This is a genomic window from Cupriavidus gilardii, from assembly GCF_013347325.1.
GTDB classification, from domain to species: Bacteria; Pseudomonadota; Gammaproteobacteria; order Burkholderiales; family Burkholderiaceae; genus Cupriavidus; species Cupriavidus gilardii.
Genome location: NZ_CP054626.1, coordinates 2640467 through 2664955, shown reverse-complemented (window position 1 = coordinate 2664955; position 24489 = coordinate 2640467). Strand labels below are relative to the sequence as shown.

20 protein-coding genes are annotated in these 24489 nt (G+C 65.3%); 6 read left to right on the top strand and 14 right to left on the bottom strand.

The window, feature by feature from the left end:
* Window positions 1–2 precede the first annotated feature (2 nt).
* Both FOB47_RS22150 and FOB47_RS22145 read right to left on the bottom strand, forming a co-directional pair.
* Window positions 3–893 carry a LysR substrate-binding domain-containing protein gene (locus FOB47_RS22150; RefSeq protein WP_006575626.1) on the bottom strand — a complete coding sequence of 297 codons (891 nt, stop codon included), beginning with the start codon at window positions 891–893 and terminating at the stop codon, window positions 3–5.
* Between the two features lie 29 nt (window positions 894–922).
* A complete protein-coding gene (locus FOB47_RS22145) occupies window positions 923–2341 on the bottom strand; it encodes an FAD-binding oxidoreductase (RefSeq protein WP_174782138.1) in 1419 nt (472 codons plus the stop codon).
* A 200-nt stretch (window positions 2342–2541) separates the two neighbouring features.
* On the opposite strand from FOB47_RS22145, the gene FOB47_RS22140 reads away from it, so the two are divergent.
* The 4 genes from FOB47_RS22140 (at window position 2542) to FOB47_RS22125 (ending at window position 7936) form a co-directional block, all read left to right on the top strand.
* Window positions 2542–3093 carry a cob(I)yrinic acid a,c-diamide adenosyltransferase gene (locus tag FOB47_RS22140; RefSeq protein WP_053822473.1) on the top strand — a complete coding sequence of 184 codons (552 nt, stop codon included), beginning with the start codon at window positions 2542–2544 and terminating at the stop codon, window positions 3091–3093.
* A 195-nt stretch (window positions 3094–3288) separates the two neighbouring features.
* Window positions 3289–5244 (top strand): molecular chaperone DnaK, encoded by a 1956-nt coding sequence (gene dnaK / locus FOB47_RS22135; RefSeq protein ID WP_174782137.1) that lies wholly within the window; start codon window positions 3289–3291, stop codon window positions 5242–5244.
* 185 nt (window positions 5245–5429) lie between these two features.
* Window positions 5430–6563, top strand: coding sequence for a molecular chaperone DnaJ (gene dnaJ, locus FOB47_RS22130; protein ID WP_174782136.1), 1134 nt, complete (start codon window positions 5430–5432; stop codon window positions 6561–6563).
* Window positions 6564–6715: 152 nt separating this feature from the next.
* Window positions 6716–7936 (top strand): ISL3 family transposase, encoded by a 1221-nt coding sequence (locus tag FOB47_RS22125; protein WP_174779953.1) that lies wholly within the window; start codon window positions 6716–6718, stop codon window positions 7934–7936.
* Between the two features lie 51 nt (window positions 7937–7987).
* Here FOB47_RS22125 and FOB47_RS22120 read toward each other — a convergent pair whose 3' ends face one another.
* Window positions 7988–8344: a hypothetical protein gene (locus FOB47_RS22120; protein WP_174782135.1), complete on the bottom strand. Its 357-nt coding sequence runs from the start codon at window positions 8342–8344 to the stop codon at window positions 7988–7990.
* Window positions 8345–9150: 806 nt separating this feature from the next.
* On the bottom strand, window positions 9151–13083 hold the full coding sequence (locus FOB47_RS22115) for a hypothetical protein (protein ID WP_174782134.1): 3933 nt from the start codon (window positions 13081–13083) through the stop codon (window positions 9151–9153).
* Between the two features lie 312 nt (window positions 13084–13395).
* Here FOB47_RS22115 and FOB47_RS22110 point away from each other — a divergent pair, with 312 nt between their 5' ends.
* Complete coding sequence (locus FOB47_RS22110; protein ID WP_174782133.1) at window positions 13396–15306, top strand: chorismate-binding protein; 1911 nt, start codon at window positions 13396–13398, stop codon at window positions 15304–15306.
* On the opposite strand, the gene FOB47_RS22105 is transcribed toward FOB47_RS22110, so the two are convergent.
* From FOB47_RS22105 to FOB47_RS22065, 9 genes are all read right to left on the bottom strand, one after another.
* A complete protein-coding gene (locus FOB47_RS22105; protein ID WP_053822469.1) occupies window positions 15303–16025 on the bottom strand; it encodes an ATP-binding cassette domain-containing protein in 723 nt (240 codons plus the stop codon). The two genes, FOB47_RS22110 and FOB47_RS22105, sit on opposite strands and share 4 nt — an antisense overlap.
* Window positions 16022–16720, bottom strand: coding sequence for an ABC transporter permease (locus FOB47_RS22100; RefSeq protein ID WP_023263954.1), 699 nt, complete (start codon window positions 16718–16720; stop codon window positions 16022–16024). The genes FOB47_RS22105 and FOB47_RS22100 overlap by 4 nt, the downstream gene beginning before the upstream one ends.
* A 9-nt stretch (window positions 16721–16729) precedes the next feature.
* On the bottom strand, window positions 16730–17551 hold the full coding sequence (gene panB, locus FOB47_RS22095) for a 3-methyl-2-oxobutanoate hydroxymethyltransferase (RefSeq protein WP_174782132.1): 822 nt from the start codon (window positions 17549–17551) through the stop codon (window positions 16730–16732).
* A 49-nt stretch (window positions 17552–17600) separates the two neighbouring features.
* The gene (locus FOB47_RS22090) at window positions 17601–17963 is read right to left on the bottom strand and encodes a DMT family protein (protein WP_006578922.1); all 363 of its coding nucleotides are present in this window, start codon (window positions 17961–17963) and stop codon (window positions 17601–17603) included.
* Window positions 17927–18445, bottom strand: coding sequence for a 2-amino-4-hydroxy-6-hydroxymethyldihydropteridine diphosphokinase (gene folK, locus FOB47_RS22085; protein ID WP_006578921.1), 519 nt, complete (start codon window positions 18443–18445; stop codon window positions 17927–17929). Before folK ends, FOB47_RS22090 begins: the two co-directional genes overlap by 37 nt.
* Window positions 18442–19947, bottom strand: a complete 1506-nt coding sequence (pcnB, locus tag FOB47_RS22080; protein WP_053822466.1) for a polynucleotide adenylyltransferase PcnB — start codon at window positions 19945–19947, stop codon at window positions 18442–18444. The genes folK and pcnB overlap by 4 nt, the downstream gene beginning before the upstream one ends.
* A gap of 1 nt (window position 19948) precedes the next feature.
* A complete protein-coding gene (locus tag FOB47_RS22075) occupies window positions 19949–20623 on the bottom strand; it encodes a histidinol-phosphatase (RefSeq protein WP_006578919.1) in 675 nt (224 codons plus the stop codon).
* Window positions 20624–20736: 113 nt separating this feature from the next.
* Entirely contained in the window at window positions 20737–21444 is a 708-nt protein-coding gene (hda, locus tag FOB47_RS22070; RefSeq protein WP_174782131.1) for a DnaA regulatory inactivator Hda, read from the bottom strand.
* 10 nt (window positions 21445–21454) lie between these two features.
* On the bottom strand, window positions 21455–22525 hold the full coding sequence (locus tag FOB47_RS22065; RefSeq protein WP_053822464.1) for an AI-2E family transporter: 1071 nt from the start codon (window positions 22523–22525) through the stop codon (window positions 21455–21457).
* 281 nt (window positions 22526–22806) lie between these two features.
* Between FOB47_RS22065 and purM the strand changes: the two genes are divergently transcribed.
* Window positions 22807–23859 carry a phosphoribosylformylglycinamidine cyclo-ligase gene (gene purM / locus FOB47_RS22060; protein ID WP_053822463.1) on the top strand — a complete coding sequence of 351 codons (1053 nt, stop codon included), beginning with the start codon at window positions 22807–22809 and terminating at the stop codon, window positions 23857–23859.
* 91 nt (window positions 23860–23950) lie between these two features.
* Here purM and FOB47_RS22055 read toward each other — a convergent pair whose 3' ends face one another.
* A complete protein-coding gene (locus FOB47_RS22055; protein WP_174782130.1) occupies window positions 23951–24457 on the bottom strand; it encodes a GNAT family N-acetyltransferase in 507 nt (168 codons plus the stop codon).
* Window positions 24458–24489 lie beyond the last annotated feature (32 nt).

Genomic DNA, 24489 nt, shown 5'->3' with positions numbered 1-24489 from the left:
ATTCACCACTCGAGGCTGAGCAGCCAGTCGACGAAGTAGCGGGCCTCGGGCTTGAGCGGCGCCTGTTCGCGCTCGACGATGTAGTAGCCATGCGGCGACTCCGATTCGATATCGAGCAGCCGCACCATCTGGCCCAGCGACAGCCAGTGCCGCGCCATGCGCTGGCGCACCAGGGCCACGCCCTGATTCGAGGCGACCGCCTCCAGCATGAAGCCGATGTCGTTGAACTGCGGGCCGCTCTGCGGCTCGGGCCAGTCGAGCCCGGCGGTCTCGAACCACGGCTTCCACGGCTCCAGCGGACTGCGCAGCAGCACCAGATTCGCCAGGTGCTCGGGGCGCGTGATCGAGCGTCCGTCGATCCGTTCATAGTACTCGCGCCCGCAGGCCGGAAACACCGGCTCGACCAGCAGCCGCGTGGTCTTCAGGTCCGGATAGCGGCCCGTGCCATAGCGGATCTCGACGTCGGTGTCCTCGGCCTTCACATCGAGGAAGGGAATCGCCAGCTGCAATTCCAGGTCGATATGCGGGTAGAGCGCACCGAACTCGGGCAGCCGCGGTACCAGATGCTGACGGCCGAAGGTCGGCGGCGTGGCGACCCGCAGCCGCGTGCGCATCTTGTTGTACTCGGGGCGGGCCAATTCGTTCAGCGACTTGAGCGCGTCCTGCACATTGCGCAGATAGCGCGTGCCGGCCGCGGTCAGCCGCAGCGCGGTGTTGGCGCGCACGAACAGGTCTTCGCCCCACAGCTCCTCGAGGTTCTTGATCCGGTGCGACACCGCGCTGGGCGTCACCGACAGTTCCTCGGCCGCGCGGGCGAAGCTGCCCAGCCGCGACGCCGCCTCGAAGGCGATCAGCAGATGGAGCGGCGGGATGCGGTTGAACAGCGCGGCCATGGTCGGTTTCGTATCGGCTGGGGTGCGGCTCAGCGGCTCGGGCGGAAGATCTTGCCCGGGTTCAGGATGCCGTTCGGGTCCAGCACGCGCTTGATCGCGCGCATCAGGTCGAGCGCGTCCTCGCCATGCTCGCTGACCAGGAAATCCATCTTGTGCAGTCCCACGCCGTGCTCGCCGGTGCAGGTACCGCCCATCGCCAGCGCGCGCGCGACGATCGCCGCGTTCAGGGCCTCGGCCTGTTCCAGCTCCTCGGGCTTGTTCGGATCGGTCAGGATCGCCACGTGGAAATTGCCGTCGCCAACGTGGCCGACGATGGGGCAGGGCAGCCCGGAAGCGATCAGGTCGCGCTCGGTTTCGACCACGCAGTCGGCCAGACGCGAGATCGGCACGCAGACGTCGGTGGTCACCGCGCGGCAACCGGGCTTGAGCTGCAGCATCGCAAAATAAGCGGTATGGCGGGCGTTCCATAGCCGGCTGCGGTCCTCCGGCCGGGTCGCCCATTCGAAGCCCTGGCCGCCATGCTCGGCGGTGATCTGCTGCACGGTCTCGGCCTGCTCGCGCACGCCGGCCTCGGTGCCGTGAAATTCGAAGAACAGGTGCGGGCTTTCCGGCAGCGTCAGGCGGTCGTGGCGGTTGATCGCGCGGATCGCCAGCGCGTCGACGAACTCGACCCGCGCCACCGGCACGCCGAGCTGGATCGTGTCGATCACGGCCCGCACCGCGCTGCCCATGTCGGGAAAGGCGCAGACCGCGGCCGAGATCGCCTCGGGCTGCGGATACAGCCGCACCGTGATTTCGGTGATGATGCCCAGCGTGCCTTCGCTGCCGACGAACAGACGGGTCAGGTCGTAGCCGGCCGAGGACTTGCGGGCATGGGTGCCGGTCTTGATCACGCGGCCGTCGGCGGTGACCACGGTCAGCGCCAGCACGTTCTCGCGCATGGTGCCGTAGCGCACGGCGTTGGTGCCCGACGCCCGCGTCGCGCACATGCCGCCCAGCGAGGCGTCGGCGCCCGGGTCGATCGGAAAGAACAGGCCCGTGTCCTTGATCTCCTGGTTCAGCTGCTTGCGGGTGACGCCCGGCTGAACGGTAACGGTCAGGTCTTCCGGCTGCACCGCCAGCACCTGGTTCATCTGCGACAGGTCCAGGCTGATGCCGCCGGCCACGGCCAGCAGATGCCCCTCCAGCGACGAGCCGGCGCCGTAGGGAATCAGCGGCACGCCATGGGCGTTGCATAGCCGGGCGACCTCGGCGACTTCCTCGGTGCTGTGGGCGAACACCACGGCATCGGGCGGGGCCGGCGGAAACGGCGATTCGTCGCGGCCGTGGTGATCGCGCACGCCGGCCGAGGTGGTGAAGCGCTCGCCGAAGCGCGCCTGCAGGGCGTCGGCCACTTCCGGCGGCAACGGACGGCGGGTCAGGGCGGCGTGGGGCGTGGGATGGTTCATGCTGGTCTCCGGCGAGGCTGGGCGGGCTGGCTTGCCCTGGCTGGCCGCGGTGGCCATCAATGGTCGTCATTCTGGGCGACCGCCGAGCCGCTGCCCTTGTCTGGATGCGGCCGCGTGGGGGCGGCCGGGTGTTGCGGACCCCGTTATTCTACGCCGCGTGCATGCCGCGCCATAATGCGGCTTCGACAGGGAGAACTTCCATGGGCAATCGATTGAGCCGGATCGCCACCCGCACCGGCGATGCGGGCACCACCGGATTGGGCGACGGCAGCCGTACCGGCAAGGACAGCCTGCGCATCGCCGCGATCGGCGAGGTGGACGAACTGAACGCACAGCTCGGGGTGCTGCTGACCGAGGCGCTGCCCGACGACATCCGCGCCGCGCTGCTCCATATCCAGCACGACCTGTTCGATCTGGGCGGAGAGCTGTCGATTCCCGGCTACACCCTGGTCAAGCCGGAGCAGGTCGCCCAGCTCGACGACTGGCTGGCCCACTACAACGCCGATCTGCCGCGGCTGGCCGAATTCATCCTGCCCGGCGGCACCCGCGCGGCGGCGCTGGCCCATGTCTGCCGCACCGTCTGCCGGCGCGCCGAACGGGCGCTGGTCGCGCTGGGCGCTGTCGAAGCGGTCAACGAGGCGCCGCGCCAGTACCTGAACCGGTTGTCGGACCTGCTGTTCGTGCTGGCCCGCGTCGCCAACCGGGCCGGCGGGCAGACCGACGTGCAATGGCAACGCGGCCGCAAGAATTGATTTGACATAAGTGACGATTCGGGCGGATTCTCGCCCCCGACGGCGTCCCGGAAGCCCCCAGCGCGGCGCCCTAAAAACCAAGAAATTTACTCGGATTTGCTGGTTCCGCCCTTGAAAAGGTGCCGGCCGGCCACACTTCGGCCTCAGGTTGAGTTGAGGCCGCGCGGATAGCGATGGCTCAAGAGGAGAGAATAAATGGGTAAGATCATCGGTATCGACCTCGGTACCACCAACAGCTGCGTCGCGATCATGGAGGGCAACACGCCCAAGGTGATCGAGAACTCGGAAGGGGCGCGTACCACCCCCTCGGTCATCGCCTACATGGAAGACGGCGAGATCCTGGTCGGCGCCCCCGCCAAGCGCCAGGCAGTGACCAATCCCCGCAACACCCTGTACGCCGTCAAACGGCTGATCGGCCGCAAGTTCGAAGAGAAGGAAGTCCAGAAGGACATCGGCCTGATGCCGTACTCGATCGTCAAGGCCGACAACGGCGACGCCTGGGTATCGGTGCGCGATCAGAAGCTGGCCCCGCCGCAAGTCTCGGCCGAAGTGCTGCGCAAGATGAAGAAGACCGCCGAGGACTACCTCGGCGAGCCGGTGACCGAAGCGGTCATCACCGTGCCGGCGTACTTCAACGACGCCCAGCGCCAGGCCACCAAGGACGCGGGCCGCATCGCCGGCCTGGAGGTCAAGCGCATCATCAACGAGCCGACCGCGGCCGCGCTGGCCTTCGGCATGGACAAGAACGAGAAGGGCGACCGCAAGATCGCGGTGTATGACCTCGGCGGCGGTACCTTCGACATCTCGATCATCGAGATCGCAGACGTCGACGGCGAAAAGCAGTTCGAAGTGCTGTCGACCAACGGCGACACCTTCCTCGGTGGCGAAGACTTCGACCAGCGCCTGATCGACTACATCATCGGCGAGTTCAAGAAGGAGCAGGGCGTCGACCTGTCCAAGGACGTGCTCGCGCTGCAGCGCCTGAAGGAAGCCGCAGAAAAGGCCAAGATCGAACTGTCGAGCTCGCAGCAGACCGAAATCAATCTGCCGTACATCACGGCCGATGCTTCCGGTCCGAAGCACTTGAACCTGAAGATCACCCGCGCCAAGTTCGAAGCGCTGGTCGAGGAGCTGATCACCCGCACCATCGAACCGTGCCGCATCGCGATCAAGGACGCGGGCGTCAAGGTCAGCGACATCGACGACGTGATCCTGGTCGGCGGCATGACGCGCATGCCGAAGGTGCAGGAGCAGGTGCGCGAGTTCTTCGGCCGCGACGCCCGCAAGGACGTGAACCCGGATGAAGCCGTTGCCGTCGGCGCGGCGATCCAGGGCTCGGTGCTGTCCGGCGATCGCAAGGACGTGCTGCTGCTCGACGTGACCCCGCTGTCGCTGGGCATCGAGACGCTGGGCGGCGTGATGACCAAGATGATCAGCAAGAACACCACGATCCCGACCAAGCATGCTCAGGTGTTCTCGACGGCCGACGACAACCAGCCGGCGGTGACGATCAAGGTCTACCAGGGTGAGCGCGAGATGGCCAGCGGCAACAAGCTGCTGGGCGAGTTCAACCTGGAAGGCATCGCTCCGGCGCCGCGCGGCATGCCGCAGATCGAGGTGTCGTTTGACATCGACGCCAACGGCATCCTGCACGTCGGCGCCAAGGACAAGGCGACCGGCAAGGAAAACCGGATCACGATCAAGGCGAACTCGGGTCTGTCGGAAGAAGAGATCCAGCGCATGGTCAAGGACGCCGAGGCCAACGCCGAGGAAGACCGCAAGGCCCGCGAACTGGCCGACGCGCGCAACCAGGCCGACGCGCTGGTGCACTCGACCCGCAAGGCGCTGACCGAGTACGGCGACAAGCTGGAGTCGGGCGAGAAGGAAAAGATCGAGGCTGCGATCAAGGAACTGGAAGACGCCGCACGCGGCGGCGACAAGACCGAGATCGACGCCAAGGTCGCGGCGCTGTCCGAGGTCAGCCAGAAGCTGGGCGAGAAGGTCTACGCCGACATGCAGGCCAAGGCGGGCGAATCCGGCGCCGCCGGTGCTGCTGCCGGCGCTGGCGCGGCTGGCGGTGCGCACGAAGCGCAGCCGCAGGACGACAACGTCGTGGATGCCGAGTTCAAGGAAGTCAACGACAAGAAGTAATGCGACGGACATGGGATGGCGCGGGCCTTGCGCCGGCGCCATGCCTGTCCCGACGCCGGGCGGCGGATATCGGACCAAGCGCGGACCTGCGGGCCGGCGCCGTCGGATTTCCCCGCTCGGCTTTTTGCTATTCGTCGACCGGCGCGCATGTGCGCGCGGATCGGCCAATCAGGGTTTGAGCCACCATGGCAAAACGTGACTACTACGAAGTGCTCGGGGTGGGCAAGAACGCGAGCGACGACGACATCAAGAAGGCGTATCGCAAGCTCGCGATGAAGTACCACCCGGACCGCAATCCGGACAGCAAGGATGCGGAGGAGAAATTCAAGGAGGCCAAGGAGGCCTACGAGATGCTCTCCGACCCCGAAAAGAAGGCGGCCTACGACCAGTACGGCCACGCGGGCGTGGACCCGAACATGGCGGGCGGCTTCGGCGGTGCCCAAGGCTACGGCGGCTTCGCCGAGGCCTTCGGCGATATCTTCGGCGACATCTTTGGCCAGGCAGCCGGCGGCCGGCAACGCGGCGGTCCGCAGGTCTATCGCGGCGCCGACCTGCGCTACAGCATGGAGATCACGCTCGAGCAGGCCGCGCACGGCCACGAGGCGCAGATCCGCGTACCGCACTGGGACGACTGCGATCACTGCCACGGCAACGGCGCCGAGCCGGGCTCGCACGTCGAGACCTGCCCCACTTGTAAAGGCATCGGCCAGGTCCGCGTGTCGCAGGGCTTCTTCACGATGCAGCAGACTTGCCCGAAGTGCCACGGCACCGGCAAGTACATCCCCAAGCCGTGCGTCAAATGCCACGGCCAGGGCAAGATCAAGACGCAGAAGACCCTCGAGGTCAAGATCCCGGCCGGCATCGACGAAGGCATGCGGATCCGCTCGACCGGCAACGGCGAACCCGGCATCAACGGCGGGCCTCCGGGCGACCTCTATGTCGAGGTCCATATCGAGCCGCACCCGGTGTTCGAGCGCGACGGCGACGATCTGCATTGCCAGATGCCGATCTCGTACGCCACCGCCGCGCTGGGCGGCGACCTCGAAGTGCCGACGCTGAACGGCAAGGCCAGCTTCCCGGTCCCCGAAGGCACCCAGACCGGCCGCACCTTCCGCCTGCGCGGCAAGGGCATCAAGGGCGTCCGCTCCGGCACGCCGGGCGACCTCTACGTGCACGTCAACGTCGAGACGCCGGTCAAGCTGACCGAAGCCCAGAAGGAGCTGCTGCGCCAGTTCGACCGCTCGGTCCACGAAGGCGGCTCGCGGCACAGTCCACAGGAGCAGTCCTGGCTGGATAAGGTGAAGAGCTTTTTTAGTTGAGGCTTGCTTCCCTGCGGTCGGCGGGGAGCGCCAAAAAAGTCAGCCGCGCCCTTTGTTGGGCGCGGCTTTTTTTTGGTTCTTCGCAGAATTCCGTGAAGGGTTCCGGTTTTTCGTATGCTTGATGCCTGTTATTTCAGGGGTCAGGAGCGGGAATGCTGGATCGGAAGACGTTGCAGGCGCTGGGTTGCTGGACCGGATACCGTCTTGAGCGGGTAGTCTGGCCCGAAGGCGACAGTCGGACGCTATCGCTTTATCTGAAGCCGACCAGCAAGGTCATGCACTGCCAGGAATGCGGCGCGCGCTGCAAGCAGGTACACGAGACCACCGTTCGGCGGGTACGAGACCTGCCGATTTTCGACTATCGCGTCGTTCTACACGTGCCGCGCCGGCGTGTCTGGTGTGATCAATGTGGCGGCCCGCGGCTGGAGCGGCTGGATTGGCTCGGGCGCTATCAGCGCGTGACAGCGCGCCTGGCCGAGGCTTGTGGTCGACTGTTGCGCGACTGCTCGGTGCGCGCTGTCGCCGCGTTCTATGAGCTTGGGTGGCACACGATCAAGTCCATCGACAAGGCGCGCTTGCGCGAGGCGGTGACGGAGCCGGACTGGGCCAACATCCGCTATCTGGCGATGGACGAATTTGCGCTGCATAAGGGCCACCGCTACGCCACGGTCGTCGTGGACCCGATCGGCCGGCAGGTGCTGTGGATTGGCAAGGGCCGTTCACGCGAGACGGCGCGCGCCTTCTTCGAGCAACTGCCAGCGGGCGCGGCAGAGCGGATTGAAGCGGTTGCCATCGACATGACGACGGCATATGAACTCGAGATCCGCGAGCATTGCCCGCAGGCCGAAGTCGTCTATGACTTGTTCCATATCGTGGCCAAATATGGACGCGAGGTCATTGATCGGGTTCGGGTCGATCAAGCCAATCGGCTACGCCACGACAGGCAGGCGCGACGCGTTCTGAAGTCGACGCGTTGGCTCCTGCTGCGCAATCGGGCCAATCTGAGCGAGGGTCAGGCCATTCATCTGAACGAGGTGTTGGCTGCGAACCGACCGTTGATGACGGTCTACATCCTGCGCGACGAACTCAAGCGGCTGTGGTTCTACCGCCGCCCGGGATGGGCGCAGCGGGCATGGCACAACTGGTTTGAGCAAGCGCAGCAAAGCGGTATTGGTCCGTTACAGCAGTTCGCCCATCGCTTGAGCGGCTACTGGCACGGCATTGTGGCCCGGTGCCGGCACCCGCTGAACACCAGCGTCGTCGAAGGCATCAATAACACCATCAAGGTCATCAAGCGGCGCGCTTACGGCTATCGCGATGAGGAGTACTTCTTCCTCAAAATCCGCGCTGCCTTCCCCGGTATTCCTCGATGAACCTTTTTTTTGTACGTGAATCGTTATGTTCTAGCTACCTGTGCTGGGCAGTCATACGACGTTGCATAGGAGCTCGGCGCAAGTGCGATTCGGCTTGGACCGATGGGTGCCCGTTTCCGATTTCTTCGGCTGCGGCGGTATCCAGTCGATCCGCTTCGGCTCTACGAAGTGGAAGGTTTTGACATCCTGGCGCCAGGTTTCATTGGGTTCGTAGTCGGGGTGCACGACATGGAAGGTGTTGGCGAAGGCTTGATTCATCGATGCCTCGTTGTCGAATGGGCCGAGGAAGCTGAGCGGAACGCCCTTCATTTCCGCGGCTAGCAGGCGAAGTTTGTAGTGATTTGTCGAGATGTATGAGTCGGGACCTTGCTCCAGGTCAGCACAGATCAGCGAGATTGAGTGCTTCAACTTTTCTCGGCTGTAGCTTGTATCCCTCATTAGCACGTTGTAAGGACGGCAGTAGAAGCGATCGGCTTGGGGCGGAGCCGGAGGCAGTACTGGGGCGCCAGGGAAGTGGCGTTGCAGAAATCGCCCCTTCGGGCCGGGACCGTATAGCAGTTCAAAATCCTCCATGTCGATTACGCCGTTCAAAAGGCACGCCACTAGCACGATGTCGTGCCGCGAATCGTGCAGTGGCAACTTCCGAGCATCGGCTGCCGAGATTCCCAGCCGTGTGAGGTGATGTGCCTTGATCCCATCGGGATGGTCAGAGTCTCGTCGAACGTGTTGGACAAACAGGTCGAGGGTGTCAAAAAAACCTTGCGCGTTATCTTGTCGGCAGCGTACGCGGAGGCTACGAGCAAGATGGCCGGAATCCCAAGAAGTCGTACGTGGGCGCCGTGAACTGTCAAATTCCGCGCTTTTAGCGTCTTCAGCATGTCGCTCTTATCCAGAGGCACTGGATTTTGTGGGTTGCAAGCGTTCGCAACACCATTTGCGGAGGAGGCGCTGAGCGCGATAGCGAATTGGTCCAAGCGCTTCTCGTCTGAGGGGAATGAATCGATGCAAGCGCGCGCAATGAATGCTGATGCACGACGCGCGTGATCCAGAGGGTTTAGCGTGTTGAATGGTGAGCGGCTAGTGGAGGCGTGGAGCATGGTGTAACTCCTGGGATTGGATTGGGGAGCCGACTTGTGCTGCTCTGGGAACGGAACCGGTTGCGCAAATCGGGGAATATGACGCACGGACTGATTTTGTCGCGGCTACCCGAGCAATTAGGGGCTTGCCTCTTCAGATCCCGGTGCGTCTGTCTCCTCCAGAGATTTCGGTGCTCGCGAAGAGATTCGAGCGTTGAACCAAAGCAATTCCGTCGACACAGATACTGTTCTGGTCTCGGTAAGCATCACGTCACTGTGGATGCCGATTTCTTCTTCCCGATAGTCTCCCGTGTAGGCGCCGAATCCAGCAAGCTTGTAGTGCTCGTCGGTGATCAGCAGCGCCATGCAGCGCTGTGGCATACCATAGCGGCTAGTCAAATCGCCAAACGGTGAGCATGCACCGTTTAGTCCTTCCGCCAACGCTATCCACGTGTTGAGTTCGGCGAGTTTGTCGTCCACCAGATTTCGCCGAACCATGAAGGTCTGCCTTGAATCCCGGGCATGCAAAAGCGTGTACTGCAGGCACCTGTTGTGGTCCAGCTTCGCTACTTCAGGCGTCAACGATTCGTTGCAAGCGCTCCATTGCTTGTGTACCTCGGGTGTGTTCAAGTGGGCGATCAGGTCGTCGACATTCCGGAAAACGATGTCCCAGGCGAACGAAGGCTGCGTGATGCCGTCTCTCGTTTCGCGCCGAATAAAATGTTGAAGGCCCCGCTCCCTGAAGGCGACTTGCGCGCCCAACAGCTCGCCCGATGGCAGTCCGCTCTTGAGATGGCTCGTGAACTGCATGGGCAGCAGGGTAGCGAGCACCCGCACCGCTGCGTTGTATCGGGAGCCGGCTCCAATGCCATGAACCGCGACCCGCGTGGATCCTGTTCGGTCGATGCGTCTCTGCTTGATCAGCAGATCGGTCTCCTTGCCAAGGCGTGCATTGACAGAGCCATGAAGAACGCCTTCGTGGATCTTGGCACTGACGCCGACCGAAACGCCGGCGTTAACGGCTTCTGTCGAAGTCTTATTTTCAAAAACGTTCAGGGCGAGTTCGCCAGTCAGTAGGGGCTGAAAGCATTGGTTGCACAGCTCCAGAAGCGCTCGGTCACGTTTAGCCTGATGTGGCTGTGCGGCGAGATCCTTCTCGAACTTGCTTGCCAGTTTCTTGCCGAACACCACATTGACGGCGTTCTGCCCCGCCTTTACCCAATCCCTTGAACCGCGGATCGCCGGGGCACGTATGGCGATGCCCGTCTCGGTACCATCTCGATCGACGTAACTGACGTCCACGCCAACATCCAAAGCGGTCGTTGCGGAAACGGAGATACCGGCCCCGACCTGGCCGGTATCTCCCCTCGTCTCGCTCGCGGTAATCGTCTGTCCACCGACAGAACTGCTCAAGATGCCGAAGGTTCCCGTACGGGCCGTCGTACTTGCATGCGAGAATGACACGCTTATCGTAGGGGCCGGGCCTGCCAATATCGCAGCGGTGCCGGCGCCGATGCTGACGCTGGCCCCTACACCGGAGGCGCTCGAAACGCTACCCTTGGCGCCGTTACCGAGATTGGTGTCGATTCGATGACTTGCGATCTGCCGGAAGTCTTCCCTTGTCCGCGGCGCTTCGGGGAGGATCATCCCGGCATCAGCTTTGTCGCGGCCGGCTCGCAGCATCGCGACGATCTGCCGATACTGTTTGAAGCGGCGGCCTATCTCAGGAGCGTCCGTGGATGCTTCGGGCTTCAGCCGAACCGTTTGCTGAGTGGAGGCCGTGCGAGCGAGCATGGAGGCCTCAACAGCCCACTGGTCAATTGCGTCGAGATCGATCCGTGTGATGCGGTTCACTTCCGCTTCGATTTCCTGTAGGTGCGGAAGATTGCCCGGTAGATCCATCAAGTCGCTGATTACTGCTTTCTTGAATGCGTCTGTAACGGTATACGCGTGAAGACGCATGCCGAACTCGGTGGAGCCGAGCCATCGCGTTAGAAGACTGGATCGGACAATGCAGGCAGTTCGTGGCGTGGTCGTAATGTTGGGCGCAACCTCATCGGCGGGGGAATCGGGGTGCAAAGCCAATCCGGCGTTCTGATACTGCGCTTGTATCGCTGTCAGATGCATCCTTAGTCCATTTATGGACGCTCTGGTACTGCCTTTAATGTCGAGCCGGTGATAAGCCAGTTCAAGATCGTGTTCGGAGTAGCACTGAAATGCACTTTCGAGCTCGATCGCACGCGTCACGTTGTCGAGTCTCGTCAAAATATCTTCGAACTCTCGGTCTAATCGGGCTGTGGTTTCTGCCGGCAACCCGAGCTTCCGCAGTGCATCTCGGGAATCCAGCACATCCCGCAACAGTGCCTCATGCCGAAGCAACGGAGTCCCGGCGACCACCTTCAATTGCAATACCAGCAACCGTGTCATACGACCCATTGCCGTCTGGTGATCCTCGCTCTGTTGAACCACAGTTCTACGGGTCACAGCCTGCGTCATGGGATCAGCCAGCGCCAAGGCAACAGGCGAATCGTCGGGCATCAGTTCACTCTCGACGCCAGTCTGCAGGTCCACGTGCCTGCGCGGCAGCCATTCCAGTACCAGCTTGTTGAGCAGCTGCTGGAACTGAGCGAGCAAGCCGTTGTCCAGATCGTCCCGGAAGCCGTTACGCCACAAGGCGAGCGCCGCGACTTCATCTTTGGATAGCGGCGCGGTAACGGATGGCGCGCTGTCTTCTCGCTCCAGCGCTTGTCGCTGAGCTTTCAGCCACCCCGGATCGGCCACCGCTCGAAACTGCATCAGCTTGACGGCGCCAAGCAACGCGCGATACGCAAGCCGGTTTTCCGGTGGGTGGTTTTTATCGGCGAGCATTGCCGCGGCAAATTCCGCGGCGCCAATTGGATGTCCGATCCAGGCTTGCAGGGCGGCAATCTCTCTCGCGACATTGCTGTCGCCGCGTGCCGCCCCACGGCTTTCATATTCCCGGCGGACGGCATCGGCGCGGGCAATGAGGTAATCGCACGATTGAAGATAGATCCGCAACGCGGCACGCCACTGCTTCGCAACCGGCTCGGCCAGGCCCGCGGGCGGGGGAATCAGGTCGCAGAGCATCTGGAAGCCAAGCTCGCATCGCGAAAGATGCCGGGCAACCTGCCAACATGCAATCACCGCCTCATTGTCATTGCTCAATTGGTGCCACGGGCTGCGAAGCATGCGGAGGAGTTCGGCCGCCTTTTGCGGTGAGCGTTTCAGCGGTTCCAGTTCCGCCGAGACTTCGGTAGAGATGGCGCTGCCCAGTAGAAGGAGCTTTGCGAGAGTGACGATCGGTGGGTTTGATCCGGTTTCGATAGCACCCCCGAAGCCCTCGGCGACGAGACCGTGCAGCATGTCATACAGTCTGGCGAATGCACGTGACGCGTCCTCGCCGGCGAGATCGAATGCTGCTGCAAGTTCCCTCTTGCAGGCCTCCTCGTCCATTTCGGGCGCATCTGCAGCCTGCGACGCGGTCACCGGTCCAAAAAGTTGATGCAGCAAACCGTTTCGCCACGCGTAGTCCCTGTCGCTCAAGGGTTTGCACACCGGCGAAATCTGGATCTGGGCGGCTGGCCGCGTACCATGGTTTCCCAAATGGTCAGCGACGTAGTCTGACTGAGCCTCCGTTGTCCTTTTCCCCGGCGTTTGGATACTGACCGTTGGCGTCAGTATCCTTGGCGGTCCTTTCGCATTCTCCTGCCCATCCGGAAACCGCAACCAGCTTTCCACCGTCTTGCCGATCCGGTAGGACCGGCTCCCTACGCCGCGGAGCTGAAAAAAATCCGCAACGCGGTGAGTGAAAAACTCCTTGATGGCCTGAATCAATCGCGCCGCGGGCGTCAGGTCTTCGATATCGAGACGGCAGACCTGAATGCCGAACTGATGAGTCCTGATTACCAGGTATTCGTGACCCTCGACGCGTACATTGAGGCAGCCGATATCGCCTTCGGGAACCCGGAGTATCCGTTCCTTCTTCGACCTTGGGATGGTGGCCAGGTCCTCAAGGCGCGCACACTGGATGAATGAGGTGCTGTCTCCCATCTCTCCCCCGTATCGGTTTCAGTCCCGTGCGACATGCACGGGGTGACGGTCCCGTTTTTTGCGCCATCACTGCGGACGGCATGGCGGCAACGATCCGCGCATTGCGCGGAGGTCGCTATAAAAAACGGCGGAGACTTGTTTTTGCCGGACGACGAGGAGAACTGCCGCCTGGGAGCAAGCGCACGGCGGTGTCGAGCGATGCCATTCTCGAGGAATTGGCGCGAAGCTCTGGCCGCGGGCGATAATGTCGGCTCTCCCTCAGGCCCGCCCCCGCCGCCATGCCCGTGGCGCTCTCTTGTCCCTTGCTGCCCGATGTCCCCGTTGTCTCCTTGCCCAGGCTCTTCCGCGTCGTCCGCCTTACCTCGGATCGACGAAGGCGCCCCATTCGTACTGCTCGACGACGCCAGCGAGGCGGCGGCGATGTGCCGGCTCTACGCCGACCACATGCGGACGGACGTCGTGCCGGCGGGTGAATTGGAAGAACTCGAGACAAGACTCGGAGAGGGGTGGAAAGCCGGCTGGCATGCCTGCCTGTTCGCCCCGTATGAATTCGGTGCGCCGCTGGTCCGAGTGCCGACGCTCGCACAGCCCAATGTCGACAATCCGTTCGCCGACGGCGCCATGCGCGTGCTGTGGTTTGCCTCGAAAACGGTGTGCGATGCGGCGACCGTTCAATGCTGGCTGGAAGCCCAATCCGACGCCAGTACGCCCGCTGGCGCGATGCAAGTCCGATCGGACACCGACGAAGCGAGCTTCCACGCGGCCATCGCGCGCATCCACGAATGGATCGAGGCCGGGCACACCTATCAGGTCAACTTCACGCAGCGTCTGCGCTTCGAAGCGTTTGGCGATCCGATCGCCTTCTATCGGGATCTGCGCCGCGCGCAGCCTGTGCCATATGGCGCGCTGGCCCGGCTGCCTGGCGATCGGTGGGTGTTGTCGCTATCGCCTGAGCTGTTCTTCCGCCACGATGGCGGCGGCCAGCTGGTGACCCGGCCGATGAAGGGCACCGCGTTGCTCAGCGGCGAGCCGGAGCGCGATGCGCAAGCCGCCGCTGCGCTGGCGGCCGACGCCAAGAACCGGGCCGAAAACGTGATGATCGTGGATCTGCTGCGCAACGACCTCGGCCGGGTCGCGCAGCCGGGTACGGTGCGGGTGCCAGAGCGCTTTGCCGTGCAGCCATTCGGGCAGGTGCTGCAGATGACCTCGACTGTCACGGCCAGCGCGCGCGCCGGGACCACGCTTGCCGGTCTGCTCGCTGCGCTGTTTCCGTGCGGCTCGATCACCGGTGCGCCGAAGCGCCGGACCATGGAGATCATCGCCGAGCTGGAGCGTGCGCCGCGCGGACTCTATACCGGGTCGATCGGCTGGGTCGATGCGCCGGAGCCGGGCGAGACGCTGGGACGGGCGGCGTTGTCCGTGGCGATCCGCACGCTGGTGCTCGGTCCGCGCCGCGACGATGGCTTGCGCGCCGGCGAAATGGGCGTCGGCAGCGGCATCGTGCACGACAGCGTTGCCGCGGACGAGTACGCGGAATGCGGCTGGAAGGCGCGCTTTCTGACGGGACACGATCCCGGCTTCACGCTGATCGAGACGATGCGGGTCGAGCAGGGCCGTTGCCTGCGCCTCGATGCGCATCTGGCCCGGCTGGGCGCCTCGGCGGCGTGTTTCGGTTTTCGCTTCGACGAGGAGAAGGCGCGCGATGCGATTGCGCGGGAGCTGGCGTCCTCGGGACAAGGCCCCGCACGTCTGCGAGTCACGCTGGACAAGGCCGGAGCGTTGCAATTGACAAGCGGCGCGCTGGACCCGCTGCAGCCAGGGCCGGTCGGCCTGATCGTCGCCGCCGCCGTCTTGCCGGTCGCCGATTCCTTGCGCCGGCACAAGACCAGCGCGCGCGAAACGTTCGATGCCGGTTGGCGCGAGGCCGAGCGCGCCGGCGCTTTCGACGCCCTGTTCTTCAACACGCGCGGCGAACTGCTGGAAGGGGGGCGCAGCTCGGTCTTCGTTCGCGTCGACGGCCGCTGGCTGACGCCGCCGCTGGCGGCGGACATCCTGCCGGGCGTGATGCGGGATGCGGTGTTGCGCGATGGCGAGGCCCATCTGGGCGGCCCGGTGACGGAGAGCCCTATTACGCGCGAGATGTTGCTTCGGGCCGATGCGCTGGCGGTCGCCAATGCGCTGCGCGGCGTGCTGGCCGCCAAGCTTGCCGTGAACCAGCGCTAGCGATGGTGCGTGTCCAGCCGCCCGTCGGTCAGCTTCCAGCGCACCACGCCGGGCAGATTGATCAGGTCGCGGTCGTGGCAGATCATCACCACGGTGCGGCCCTCGGCGGCGAGTTCGCGCACCAGCGCGATCACCTGCTCGCGCGCGTGGCCATCCAGGTTGGAGGTCGGCTCGTCGAGCAGCAGCAGGTCGGGCTCCAGCACCTTGGCGCGGGCCAGCGCGACGCGCTGGATCTCGCCGCCGGACAGGCGGTCGGGCGCGGTGTCCTGGACATGCGTGATGCCGGCCCAGCCGAGGGCGGCGCCGACACGCCGGGCGACTTCGTCGGCCGGCAGTCCGCGCGCATGCAGCCCATAGGCGATGTTCTCGCGCACCGAAGTGCGGAACAGGTACGGATGCTGATGCATGTAGGCGATGCGCTGGCGCAGCGCCGGCGGCAGCGGGTCCAGCGCGGCGCTGCACGGCTTGCCGTCCGCGCCGGTCCAGTCGACGGTGGCGCCCGGCGCCCGTTCGAGGCCGGCGATCATCCGCAGCAGCGTGGTCTTGCCCGCACCGTTGACGCCTGTCAGCACCACCGCGGTGGCGCGCGGAAAGGCCAGCGCGTCGATATCGAACAGGGCCCGAGCCCCGATGCGGCGGCGCAGCCCGCGCACCACCAGCAGCGGCGGCGCCAGCGCGTCGGCGGCGGGGCGGTTCAACTCCGGTTCCGGTGCGTTCATCGGCGAAATCCTCCGGCGCCCTGCAGCCACGCCAGCAGCACGTTGACCAGCAGGGCCAGCGCCACCAGCACGATGCCCAGCGCGATGCCTTGGGCGAACTCCCCCTTGCTGGTTTCCAGCGCGATCGCGGTGGTGATGGTGCGGGTCGAGCCTTCGATATTGCCACCGATCATCAGCGCCGAGCCGACCTCGGCGATCACGCGGCCGAAGCCGGCGACCACGGCCGCCATCAGGCCGAAGCGCAGCTCGCGCAGCACCGTAAAGAAGGTACGCCAGGCGCCCGCGCCCAGCACCCAGGCGGTTTCGCGCAGCCGCGCGTCGGCGCCCTGCAGTGTCGACAGCGCGAACGCCAGCACCACCGGAAAGCCGATCACCGCCTGGCCGATCACCATGCCGGTCGGCGTGAACAGCAGCCCGAGGCTGCCCAGCGGCCCCTGGCGCGTCAGCAGCAGATAGAGGATCAAGCCAACCAGCACGGTCGGAAACGACAGGAAGGCCTGCGCCAGTACCACCACCAGCCGCCGGCCGGGGAAGTCATGGGTGGCGATCAGGTAAGCGGCGCCGACCGCGGGCACGGTGGCGATCGCCAGCCCGGCGAGGGCGATCTTCAGCGATGTCCAGACGATCTCCCACAGCGCGGGATCGCCGCCGGCCAGCAGGGCAAAGGCGGTCGCGGTGGCCGCGCCGATCTCCATCGGGCGCCGTCAGGCCGTGAAGGTGTGTTCGGGCGCGGGGAAGCTGCCGTCCTTGACCGCGGCGATATAGGCGCGGATGGCGCCCTCGATCGAGGTCTGGCCTTCCATGAAGTTGCGCACGAACTTGGCCTTGCGGCCCGGATAGATGTTCAGCATGTCCTGCAGCACCAGCACCTGGCCCGAGCAGTCCGCGCCGGCGCCGATGCCGATGGTCGGAATCTCGAGCTGGCTGGTCACGGTGGCGGCCAGCGCGGCCGGCACCGCCTCCATCACGATCAGCTGGGCCCCCGCGCTCTGCAAGGCCTCGGCGTCGCGGCGCAGCTGGGCCGCGCTGGCGTCGGTCTTGCCCTGTACCTTGAAGCCGCCGAAGGCATGGACGGACTGCGGGGTCAGCCCGATATGCGCGCACACCGGAATGCTGCGCTCGACCAGGAAGCGCACGGTCGGCGCCAGCCACTCGCCGCCTTCGAGCTTGACCATCTGCGCGCCGGCGCGCATCAGCGTCGCGGCGCTGGCGAAGGCCTGCTCGGGCGTGCCGTAGGTGCCGAACGGCAGGTCGCTGACCACCAGCGCGGTCTGGTTGCCGCGCGCCACGCATTCGGTGTGGTACCCCATCTGTTCGAGCGTGACGGGCAGCGTCGTCTGCTGGCCCTGCATCACGTTGCCCAGCGAATCGCCGATCAGGATCACCTCGACGCCGCAGTGGTCGAGCAGCGCGGCGAAGCTCGAGTCGTAGGCGGTCAGCATCACGATCTTTTCGCCGGCGGCGCGCATCGCCTGCAGCTTGGGGATGGTGATGGACTTGCGGGAGGGTTCCAGGAGATAGCTCATCGATGTGCCTCGGAGGTCCGCTTGCCGGCGCCCGCGACGGGCGGCGCGTTCAGCTGCGGAAGATGAAATAGACGGCACCGACCATGCACAGCGCCGCCCACACGTAGTCCCACTTGAAGCTTTGCTGCATGTACAGCAGCGAGAACGGCACGAACACCGTCAGCGTGATCGCTTCCTGCAGGATCTTCAGTTGCGCCAGCGAGATGCCATGCTGGAAGCCGATCCGGTTGGCCGGCACCTGCAGCATGTATTCGAACAGCGCGATACCCCAGCTGACGATGGCCGCGATATACCAGGGGCGGCTGCTCAAATCCTTCAGGTGGCCGTACCACGCGAAGGTCATGAACACATTGGACAGCGTCAGCAGGCCCGTGGTCAGGAGGAACGGAGAGATTCCGCTTGGCGCGTACATTGGCAGAAGGAGACCTTGTCGATGCGCTGGCCCGCGACCGCGGGCAGATGGTCGGCGGCGCGGCCCAGGCCCGGAATCACCAGGTCGGGTTCGAGTTCGAGCAGCGGCACCAGCGTGAACGCGCGCGCCGCCACGCGCGGATGCGGCACGGTCAGCTGCGCGCCATCATGCATTTCGTCGCCGAACACCAGCAGGTCCAGGTCCAGCGTGCGCGGTGCATTGCGGAAGGGCCGCTCGCGGCCGAACTGGTCCTCGATATGGTGGCAGATGACCAGCAGCTGGGCGGCGGTGAAGCTGGTCTCCAGCTTGACCACCGCGTTGTAGTAATCGTCGCCGCCGGCATCGACCGGCGCGCTGCGGTACAGCGAGGATCGCGCCACGATGCGGATGCCGACCTGCTGCGCCAGGCAGACGATGGCGTCCTTGACGGCTTGTTTTGCGTCGCCCAGGTTGGCGCCGATGCCGATGAAGGCCAGTGTCATTCGGTTTCCTCCGGCTGGCCGCGCCTGCCGCCTTGCTGGTCGGCTGGCGCGTCCATCTCATCCCGGGGGGAAACTTTATCCGATTTCCGTGCCGGCCGCCGACGGCGCTTCTTGCGCGCGGGACCTTCGCTGCCGGCCGTGCCGGAGGCGCGTGCCGCCTCGATCAGATTCTCGCGGCCTTCGGAATCGGCGTTCTGGAAGTCCTGCCACCAGCTCGCCAGTTCGGCCGGCATTTCGCCGGCCTCGCAGCGCAGCTGCAGGAAGTCGAAGCCGGCCCGAAAGCGCGGCGACTCCAGCAGCCGGAACGGCATGCGGCCCACGCGCTTCTCGAAGCGCGGCTGCATGCCCCAGATGTCCCGCATGTCGGTGACGAAGCGGCGCTGGATCGCCAGCTGGCCGGTCTGGCGCTCGAGCACGTCGTCCATTGCCGCATTGAGCGCCGCGATCGGATGCTCGCCGGCCTCGCGCAGCGACTTCCAGCGCTGCAGCACGTGGTGCCACAGCAGCGCGGCGAACAGGAAGCCCGGCGAAACGGGCTTGCCGGTCTGCACCCGGCGGTCGGTATTGTCCAGTGCCAGTTGCACGAAGCGCTGGCCCAGCGGCTGTTCGATCGCGACGTCGAGCAGCGGCAGCAGGCCCTTGTGCAGGCCGGCCTTGCGCAGCTCCTGCAGCGAGGCCCAGGCGTGGCCGGACATCAGCAGCTTGAGCATCTCGTCGAACAGGCGCGCGCTCGGCACGTTGTGGATCAGCGAGGCCAGATCGGCGATCGGCTGGCGCGTGGCCTCGTCGATGTCGAAGCCGGTCTTGGCGGCGAACCGTACCACGCGCAGCATCCGCACCGGGTCCTCGCGGTAGCGGGTGACCGGGTCGCCGATCATCCGCAGCGTGCGCGCCCGCATGTCTTCCATGCCGTGGTGGTAGTCGTGCACCGTCTGCTCGGCCGGGTCGTAGTACATCGCGTTGATGGTGAAGTCGCGCCGTTCGGCGTCCTCCGCCTGCGAGCCCCAGACGTTGTCGCGCAGCACCCGGCCGGAGGCGTCGATCGCGTGGGTCTTGTTGTCCAGTTCGGCGCGCTTGAGGCGGCGGCCTTCGGGCAGCGTTTCGCTGGCCACCGCGTCGACCAGCGCACGGAAGGTCGACACCTCGATGATTTCCTGCTCGCGCCCGCCGTAGAAGGTCACGTGCACGATCTGGAAGCGCCGGCCGATGATGCGCGAGCGGCGGAACAGCGCCTGCACCTGCTCGGGCGTGGCGTTGGTCGCCACGTCGAAGTCCTTGGGCTTGATGCCGAGCAGCAGGTCGCGCACCGCGCCGCCGACGATGAAGGCCTGGTAGCCGGCCTGCTGCAGCGTGCTGGTGACCTTGACCGCGTTGCGCGACAGCAGCGCCGGATCGATCTGGTGCTCGTCGGCGGTGATGATGCGCGGCGTGTGGGCGCGGCCGAGGCGGCGCTGCTTGGGCCCGGGCTTGCCCAGCAGCCGGTTGATTAGCTTCTTGATCACGTCAGAACAGGTCCATGATGCGCCAGCCGGCCGCGGCGGCATGATGGCGGAGGCGCTCGTCCGGGTTGGTGGCGATCGGCTCGGTGACCTTGGCCAGCAGCGGCAGGTCGTTCATCGAATCGCTGTAGAAGGTGGTGGTGGCGAAGTCCTGCCAGCGCGCGCCCTGTTCCTTCAGCCAGGCCTCCACGCGGGCGATCTTGCCTTCGCGAAAGCTTGGGATGCCGAACACTTCGCCGGTGTAGGCGCTCTCGGCCAGGCCGTCGGCGGTGGCCGGTTCGGTGGCGATCAGGTGCTTGATGCCGAAGGCGGCGGCGATCGGCGCGGTGACGAAGCTGTTGGTTGCCGTGACGATGGCACACAGGTCGCCGGCATCCAGATGCTTGTAGACCAGCGCGCGAGCCTGCGGCGTGATGGCCGGCTCGATCACTTCATGCATGAATTGCTGGCGCCAGGCGTTCAGGCGCTCGCGCGGATGGGCCGCCAGCGGGGCCAGCGCGAACTTCAGGAAGGCCTGGATATCGAGGGTGCCGGCCTTGTAGTGGCCGTAGAACTCGTCGTTCTTGCGACGGTAGGTTTCCTCGTCGACCACGCCGAGACGGACCAGAAAGCGGCCCCATTCGTGGTCGCTGTCGGTCGGGATCAGGGTGTGGTCGAGGTCGAACAATGCCAGATTCATGGGCGGCGATTTTACCTTAAGGGGATGACGGCCGGCTGGCGGCCAATTGCAGGGACCGTGCCAGGACGCGGGCCGGGTGCAGACCTGGCGACGGCTTTTGGCCGGCCCGCGCGCTATTCACGCAACTCGGCGAACATTTCGCGCAACAGCGGCAGCGTCACTGCCCGCTTGCGTTCGAGCGAATAGGTGTCGAGCGCGTCCAGCAGCGCCATCAGGCTGGGCATGTCGCGATAGTGACGGGTCACCAGCCAGTGCGGGATTTCGGGAGACAGCTGCAGCCCGCGTTCGCGCGCGGCCTGCACCAGTGCCGCCATCTTGTCGTCGTCCGACAGCGGCGCGAGCTGGTAGACCAGGCCCCAGCCGAGCCGCGTGCGCAGGTCCTCGCGCACCGGCATGCTGACCGGGGCCAGGCTGCCGGCCACCACCAGCGCGGTGCGCACGTGCGCGCGGACCTCGTTATACAGCGAAAACACCGCGATCTGGCGGGCTTCGTCGAGCAGGTCGACATCGTCGACGGTGTACAGCTGGCAGCTCGGATCGAAGATGAAATCGGCCAGCGCGTGGTGCGGGCTCAGATAGCGGCAGCGCAGGCCGGCATGGGCACCGGCATCGCACAGCGCGTGCAGCAGATGGGTGCGGCCCGAGCCCGTCTCGCCCCACAGATAGATCAGCCGGTCGGTGGCGCGCTCCTGCGACACCGCGCCCGGCAGCTCGCGCAGCCGTTGCACCGGCTCGCGGTTAGCCGACACGAAGAAGTTCTCGAAGGTCGACGGCGGCGGGCTGCCGAGTTCCAGCGACAGTTGCTTGGGGCGCGGAGACATGGCGTATCGATTACTTCCGGTAGAGGTCGCTTGTCACGTACAGCCGCCGCAGCTGGCGGGCGCCAACCAGCAGGACCGCGCAGGTCGGCAGCGCCAGCAGCACGCCGAAGAAGCCGAACAGCTGCCCGAAGGCGAGCAGGGCGAAGATCACCACCAGCGGATGCAGGCCGATCCGGTCGCCGACCAGCCTCGGCGTCAGATAGAAGCTCTCGACGAACTGGCCGATGCCGTAGACCAGCGCGACCGCGCCCAGTCCGTACAAGTTGCCGAACTGCAGCAGCGCCGCGACGATCGCCAGCGCCAAGCCGAAGCCGAAGCCGATATAGGGGATGAAGACCGCCAGGCCGGTGAACACGCCGATCGGGATCGCGATCTCGAAGCCGGCGATGGTCAGGCCGATCGAATACAGCGCGGCCAGGATCAGCATCACCAGGATCTGCCCGCGCAGATACTGCGACAGCAGCGCGTCGGTTTCGGCCGTCAGCTCGCGTACCTTGGGCACCCAGCGGCGCGGCACCAGGCCCTCGATCCGGCGCATCACCATGTGCCAGTCCATCAGCAGATAGAACATGACGATCGGCACCAGCAGCGCCAGCCCGCCGTAGGTGACCAGCGCCGTGCCGGAGACGCGCACATAGGTCAGCAGCACCGCCAGCAGGTCCTCGGGGCTGGCGGCGAAGCGCTCGGACATCATGCGGCGCAGGCCCGGGAAGTCGAAGCGCACGCGCACGCCAAGCTCGGACAGCCGCGGGGCCACCACCGAATTGAGCTTCTTCAGCAGCTCGGGCAACTGCTCGCGCAATTGCGGAATCTCGCGCTGGAGCACGGCAATGACCAGCAGCACCAGCAGCACCACGACGACGATCAGCAGCAGGATCATCAGCGAGACGGCGATCATCCGCGGCACCTTGTGCCGCTGCAGCCAATCGACGCCGGGGTTCAGGATATAGGCGAAGATGAACGCGAACAGGAAGGGCGACAGCACCGGCGCCAGCGCCAGCAGCGTGGCGAACAGCACGACGCCGAGCGCGACCCAGAGCAGAATGCGCTTGGCCTCGTGGGACAGCAGGGGGGCGTTCATCGGGAAAGTCGGGAAAAGACCGGCAAAAAGAGACCAGCAAAAAAGAAGGGCGAGAACGGGCGGCAAGCGCGCGTCGTCGCCCGGCGCGGCGGGTTTGCATGGCGCGAGCCGATGCAACTGGAAGCCGACACCCTGTATCCGTTAAAATCGCGATTCTACTGGACTCGCGACCGGCCAACCGGTGCCGCGAGGGCCGCATTCCTCACTTGTGCGTGGTCCGACGCTTGATCCGACTCGCCCGAGTGTCGTCATTTCCATCATTCCAGGACCCGCAGAACTCCATGAGCGCAGCCCCCACTTCCGGCCAGGCAGGCCTTTCGTACCGCGATGCCGGCGTTGACATCGATGCGGGCGACGCGCTCGTCGACCGTATCAAGCCCTTTGCCAAGCGCACCATGCGCGAGGGCGTGATGGCCGGCATCGGGGGCTTCGGGGCGCTGTTCGAGCTGTCGCGCAAGTTCAAGGAGCCGGTGCTGGTGTCGGGCACGGACGGCGTCGGCACCAAGCTGAAGCTGGCCTTCCAGCTGAACCGCCACGATACCGTGGGCCAGGACCTGGTCGCGATGAGTGTCAACGACATCCTGGTACAGGGCGCCGAGCCGCTGTTCTTCCTCGACTATTTCGCCTGCGGCAAGCTGGATGTCGATACCGCCGCCACCGTGATCCAGGGCATCGCCCATGGCTGCGAGCTGGCCGGCTGCGCGCTGATCGGCGGCGAGACCGCGGAGATGCCGAGCATGTACCCGGACGGCGAATACGACCTGGCCGGCTTCGCGGTCGGCGCGGTCGAGAAGAGCCGCATCATTGACGGCACCGCCATCGTGCCGGGCGACGTCGTGCTGGGCCTGGCCTCGTCGGGCGCGCATTCGAACGGCTACTCGCTGGTGCGCAAGATCATCGAGGTCGCCAAGCCCGATCTGGACGCCGATTTCCACGGCCAGCGCCTGCAGGACGCCATCATGGCGCCGACCCGCATCTACGTGAAGCCGCTGCTGTCGCTGATCGAGACGCTGCCGGTCAAGGGCATGGCCCACATCACCGGCGGCGGCCTGACCGAAAACGTGCCGCGCGTCCTGCCCAAGGAAGTCACCGCGGTACTGCAGCGCGATGCGTGGACGCTGCCGCCGCTGTTCCAGTGGCTGCAGGCCCAGGGCCGCGTCGCCGACGACGAGATGCACCGCGTGTTCAACTGCGGCATCGGCATGGTGGTGATCGTTGCCAAGGAAGATGCCGAACGCGCGATCCGGCATCTGCAGGCGGCCGGCGAGGCGGTGTGGCAGATCGGCGAGATCCGCGAGCGCGAGGAAGGGCAGGCGCCGACCGTGGTGGTCTGATCTCCCTTCGGCTCTGGAATGCCGAAAGAAAACAGGCGGATGCTCGGGCATCCGCCTGTTTTTGTTTGGGCGCGCCGCTGCGGTGTTGAGGTCAGACTTGCCTGGCCGCCATCGCGGTCAACGCCTCGCCGGTTACCCGGCAGATGCGCCAGTCCGGCAGCACGCTCGCGCCCATCGCGCGATAGAAGTCGATCGACGGCGTGTTCCAGTCCAGCACCGTCCATTCGAAACGACCGCAACCGCGCTCGACCGCCAGCCCTGCCAGATGGACCAGCAACGCCTTGCCGATGCCGTGGCCGCGCCAAGCCGGCTCGACGTACAGGTCCTCGAGGTAGAGGCCCGGCTTGGCCAGGAACGTCGAATAGTTGTGGAAGAACAGCGCGAAGCCGATTGCGCGCGGGCCTTCGGCGGTAGGCACCTCGGCCAGCACCGCCTCGGCCGACGGACGTGCGCCGAACAGCGTCTGGCGCAGCTTCTCCGGCGTCGCCTCGACCAGATGGGTCAGCTTCTCGTACTCGGCCAGTTCGGCGATCAGGCGCAGCAGCGTGTCGCAGTCGGCGGCGGTGGCGGGGCGTAGCGTGAAAGCGGCGTCGGTCATGGCGGCAGAATTCGATTCAGGAGTCCGGACGG

Excerpts from the sequence above, each read along its gene's own strand:
- FOB47_RS22100 (WP_023263954.1), bottom strand. The coding sequence starts at position 16,720 with ATGGAGATCGGCGCGGCCACCGCGACCGCCTTTGCCCTGCTGGCCGGC.
- dnaJ (WP_174782136.1), top strand. The coding sequence starts at position 5,430 with ATGGCAAAACGTGACTACTACGAAGTGCTCGGGGTGGGCAAGAACGCG.
- FOB47_RS22055 (WP_174782130.1), bottom strand. The coding sequence starts at position 24,457 with ATGACCGACGCCGCTTTCACGCTACGCCCCGCCACCGCCGCCGACTGC.
- FOB47_RS22110 (WP_174782133.1), top strand. The coding sequence starts at position 13,396 with ATGTCCCCGTTGTCTCCTTGCCCAGGCTCTTCCGCGTCGTCCGCCTTA.
- FOB47_RS22145 (WP_174782138.1), bottom strand. The coding sequence starts at position 2,341 with ATGAACCATCCCACGCCCCACGCCGCCCTGACCCGCCGTCCGTTGCCG.
- panB (WP_174782132.1), bottom strand. The coding sequence starts at position 17,551 with ATGAGCTATCTCCTGGAACCCTCCCGCAAGTCCATCACCATCCCCAAG.
- FOB47_RS22075 (WP_006578919.1), bottom strand. The coding sequence starts at position 20,623 with ATGAATCTGGCATTGTTCGACCTCGACCACACCCTGATCCCGACCGAC.
- FOB47_RS22105 (WP_053822469.1), bottom strand. The coding sequence starts at position 16,025 with ATGAACGCACCGGAACCGGAGTTGAACCGCCCCGCCGCCGACGCGCTG.
- folK (WP_006578921.1), bottom strand. The coding sequence starts at position 18,445 with ATGACACTGGCCTTCATCGGCATCGGCGCCAACCTGGGCGACGCAAAA.
- FOB47_RS22115 (WP_174782134.1), bottom strand. The coding sequence starts at position 13,083 with ATGGGAGACAGCACCTCATTCATCCAGTGTGCGCGCCTTGAGGACCTG.
- purM (WP_053822463.1), top strand. The coding sequence starts at position 22,807 with ATGAGCGCAGCCCCCACTTCCGGCCAGGCAGGCCTTTCGTACCGCGAT.
- FOB47_RS22150 (WP_006575626.1), bottom strand. The coding sequence starts at position 893 with ATGGCCGCGCTGTTCAACCGCATCCCGCCGCTCCATCTGCTGATCGCC.
- dnaK (WP_174782137.1), top strand. The coding sequence starts at position 3,289 with ATGGGTAAGATCATCGGTATCGACCTCGGTACCACCAACAGCTGCGTC.
- FOB47_RS22090 (WP_006578922.1), bottom strand. The coding sequence starts at position 17,963 with ATGTACGCGCCAAGCGGAATCTCTCCGTTCCTCCTGACCACGGGCCTG.
- FOB47_RS22125 (WP_174779953.1), top strand. The coding sequence starts at position 6,716 with ATGCTGGATCGGAAGACGTTGCAGGCGCTGGGTTGCTGGACCGGATAC.
- FOB47_RS22140 (WP_053822473.1), top strand. The coding sequence starts at position 2,542 with ATGGGCAATCGATTGAGCCGGATCGCCACCCGCACCGGCGATGCGGGC.
- FOB47_RS22065 (WP_053822464.1), bottom strand. The coding sequence starts at position 22,525 with ATGAACGCCCCCCTGCTGTCCCACGAGGCCAAGCGCATTCTGCTCTGG.
- hda (WP_174782131.1), bottom strand. The coding sequence starts at position 21,444 with ATGTCTCCGCGCCCCAAGCAACTGTCGCTGGAACTCGGCAGCCCGCCG.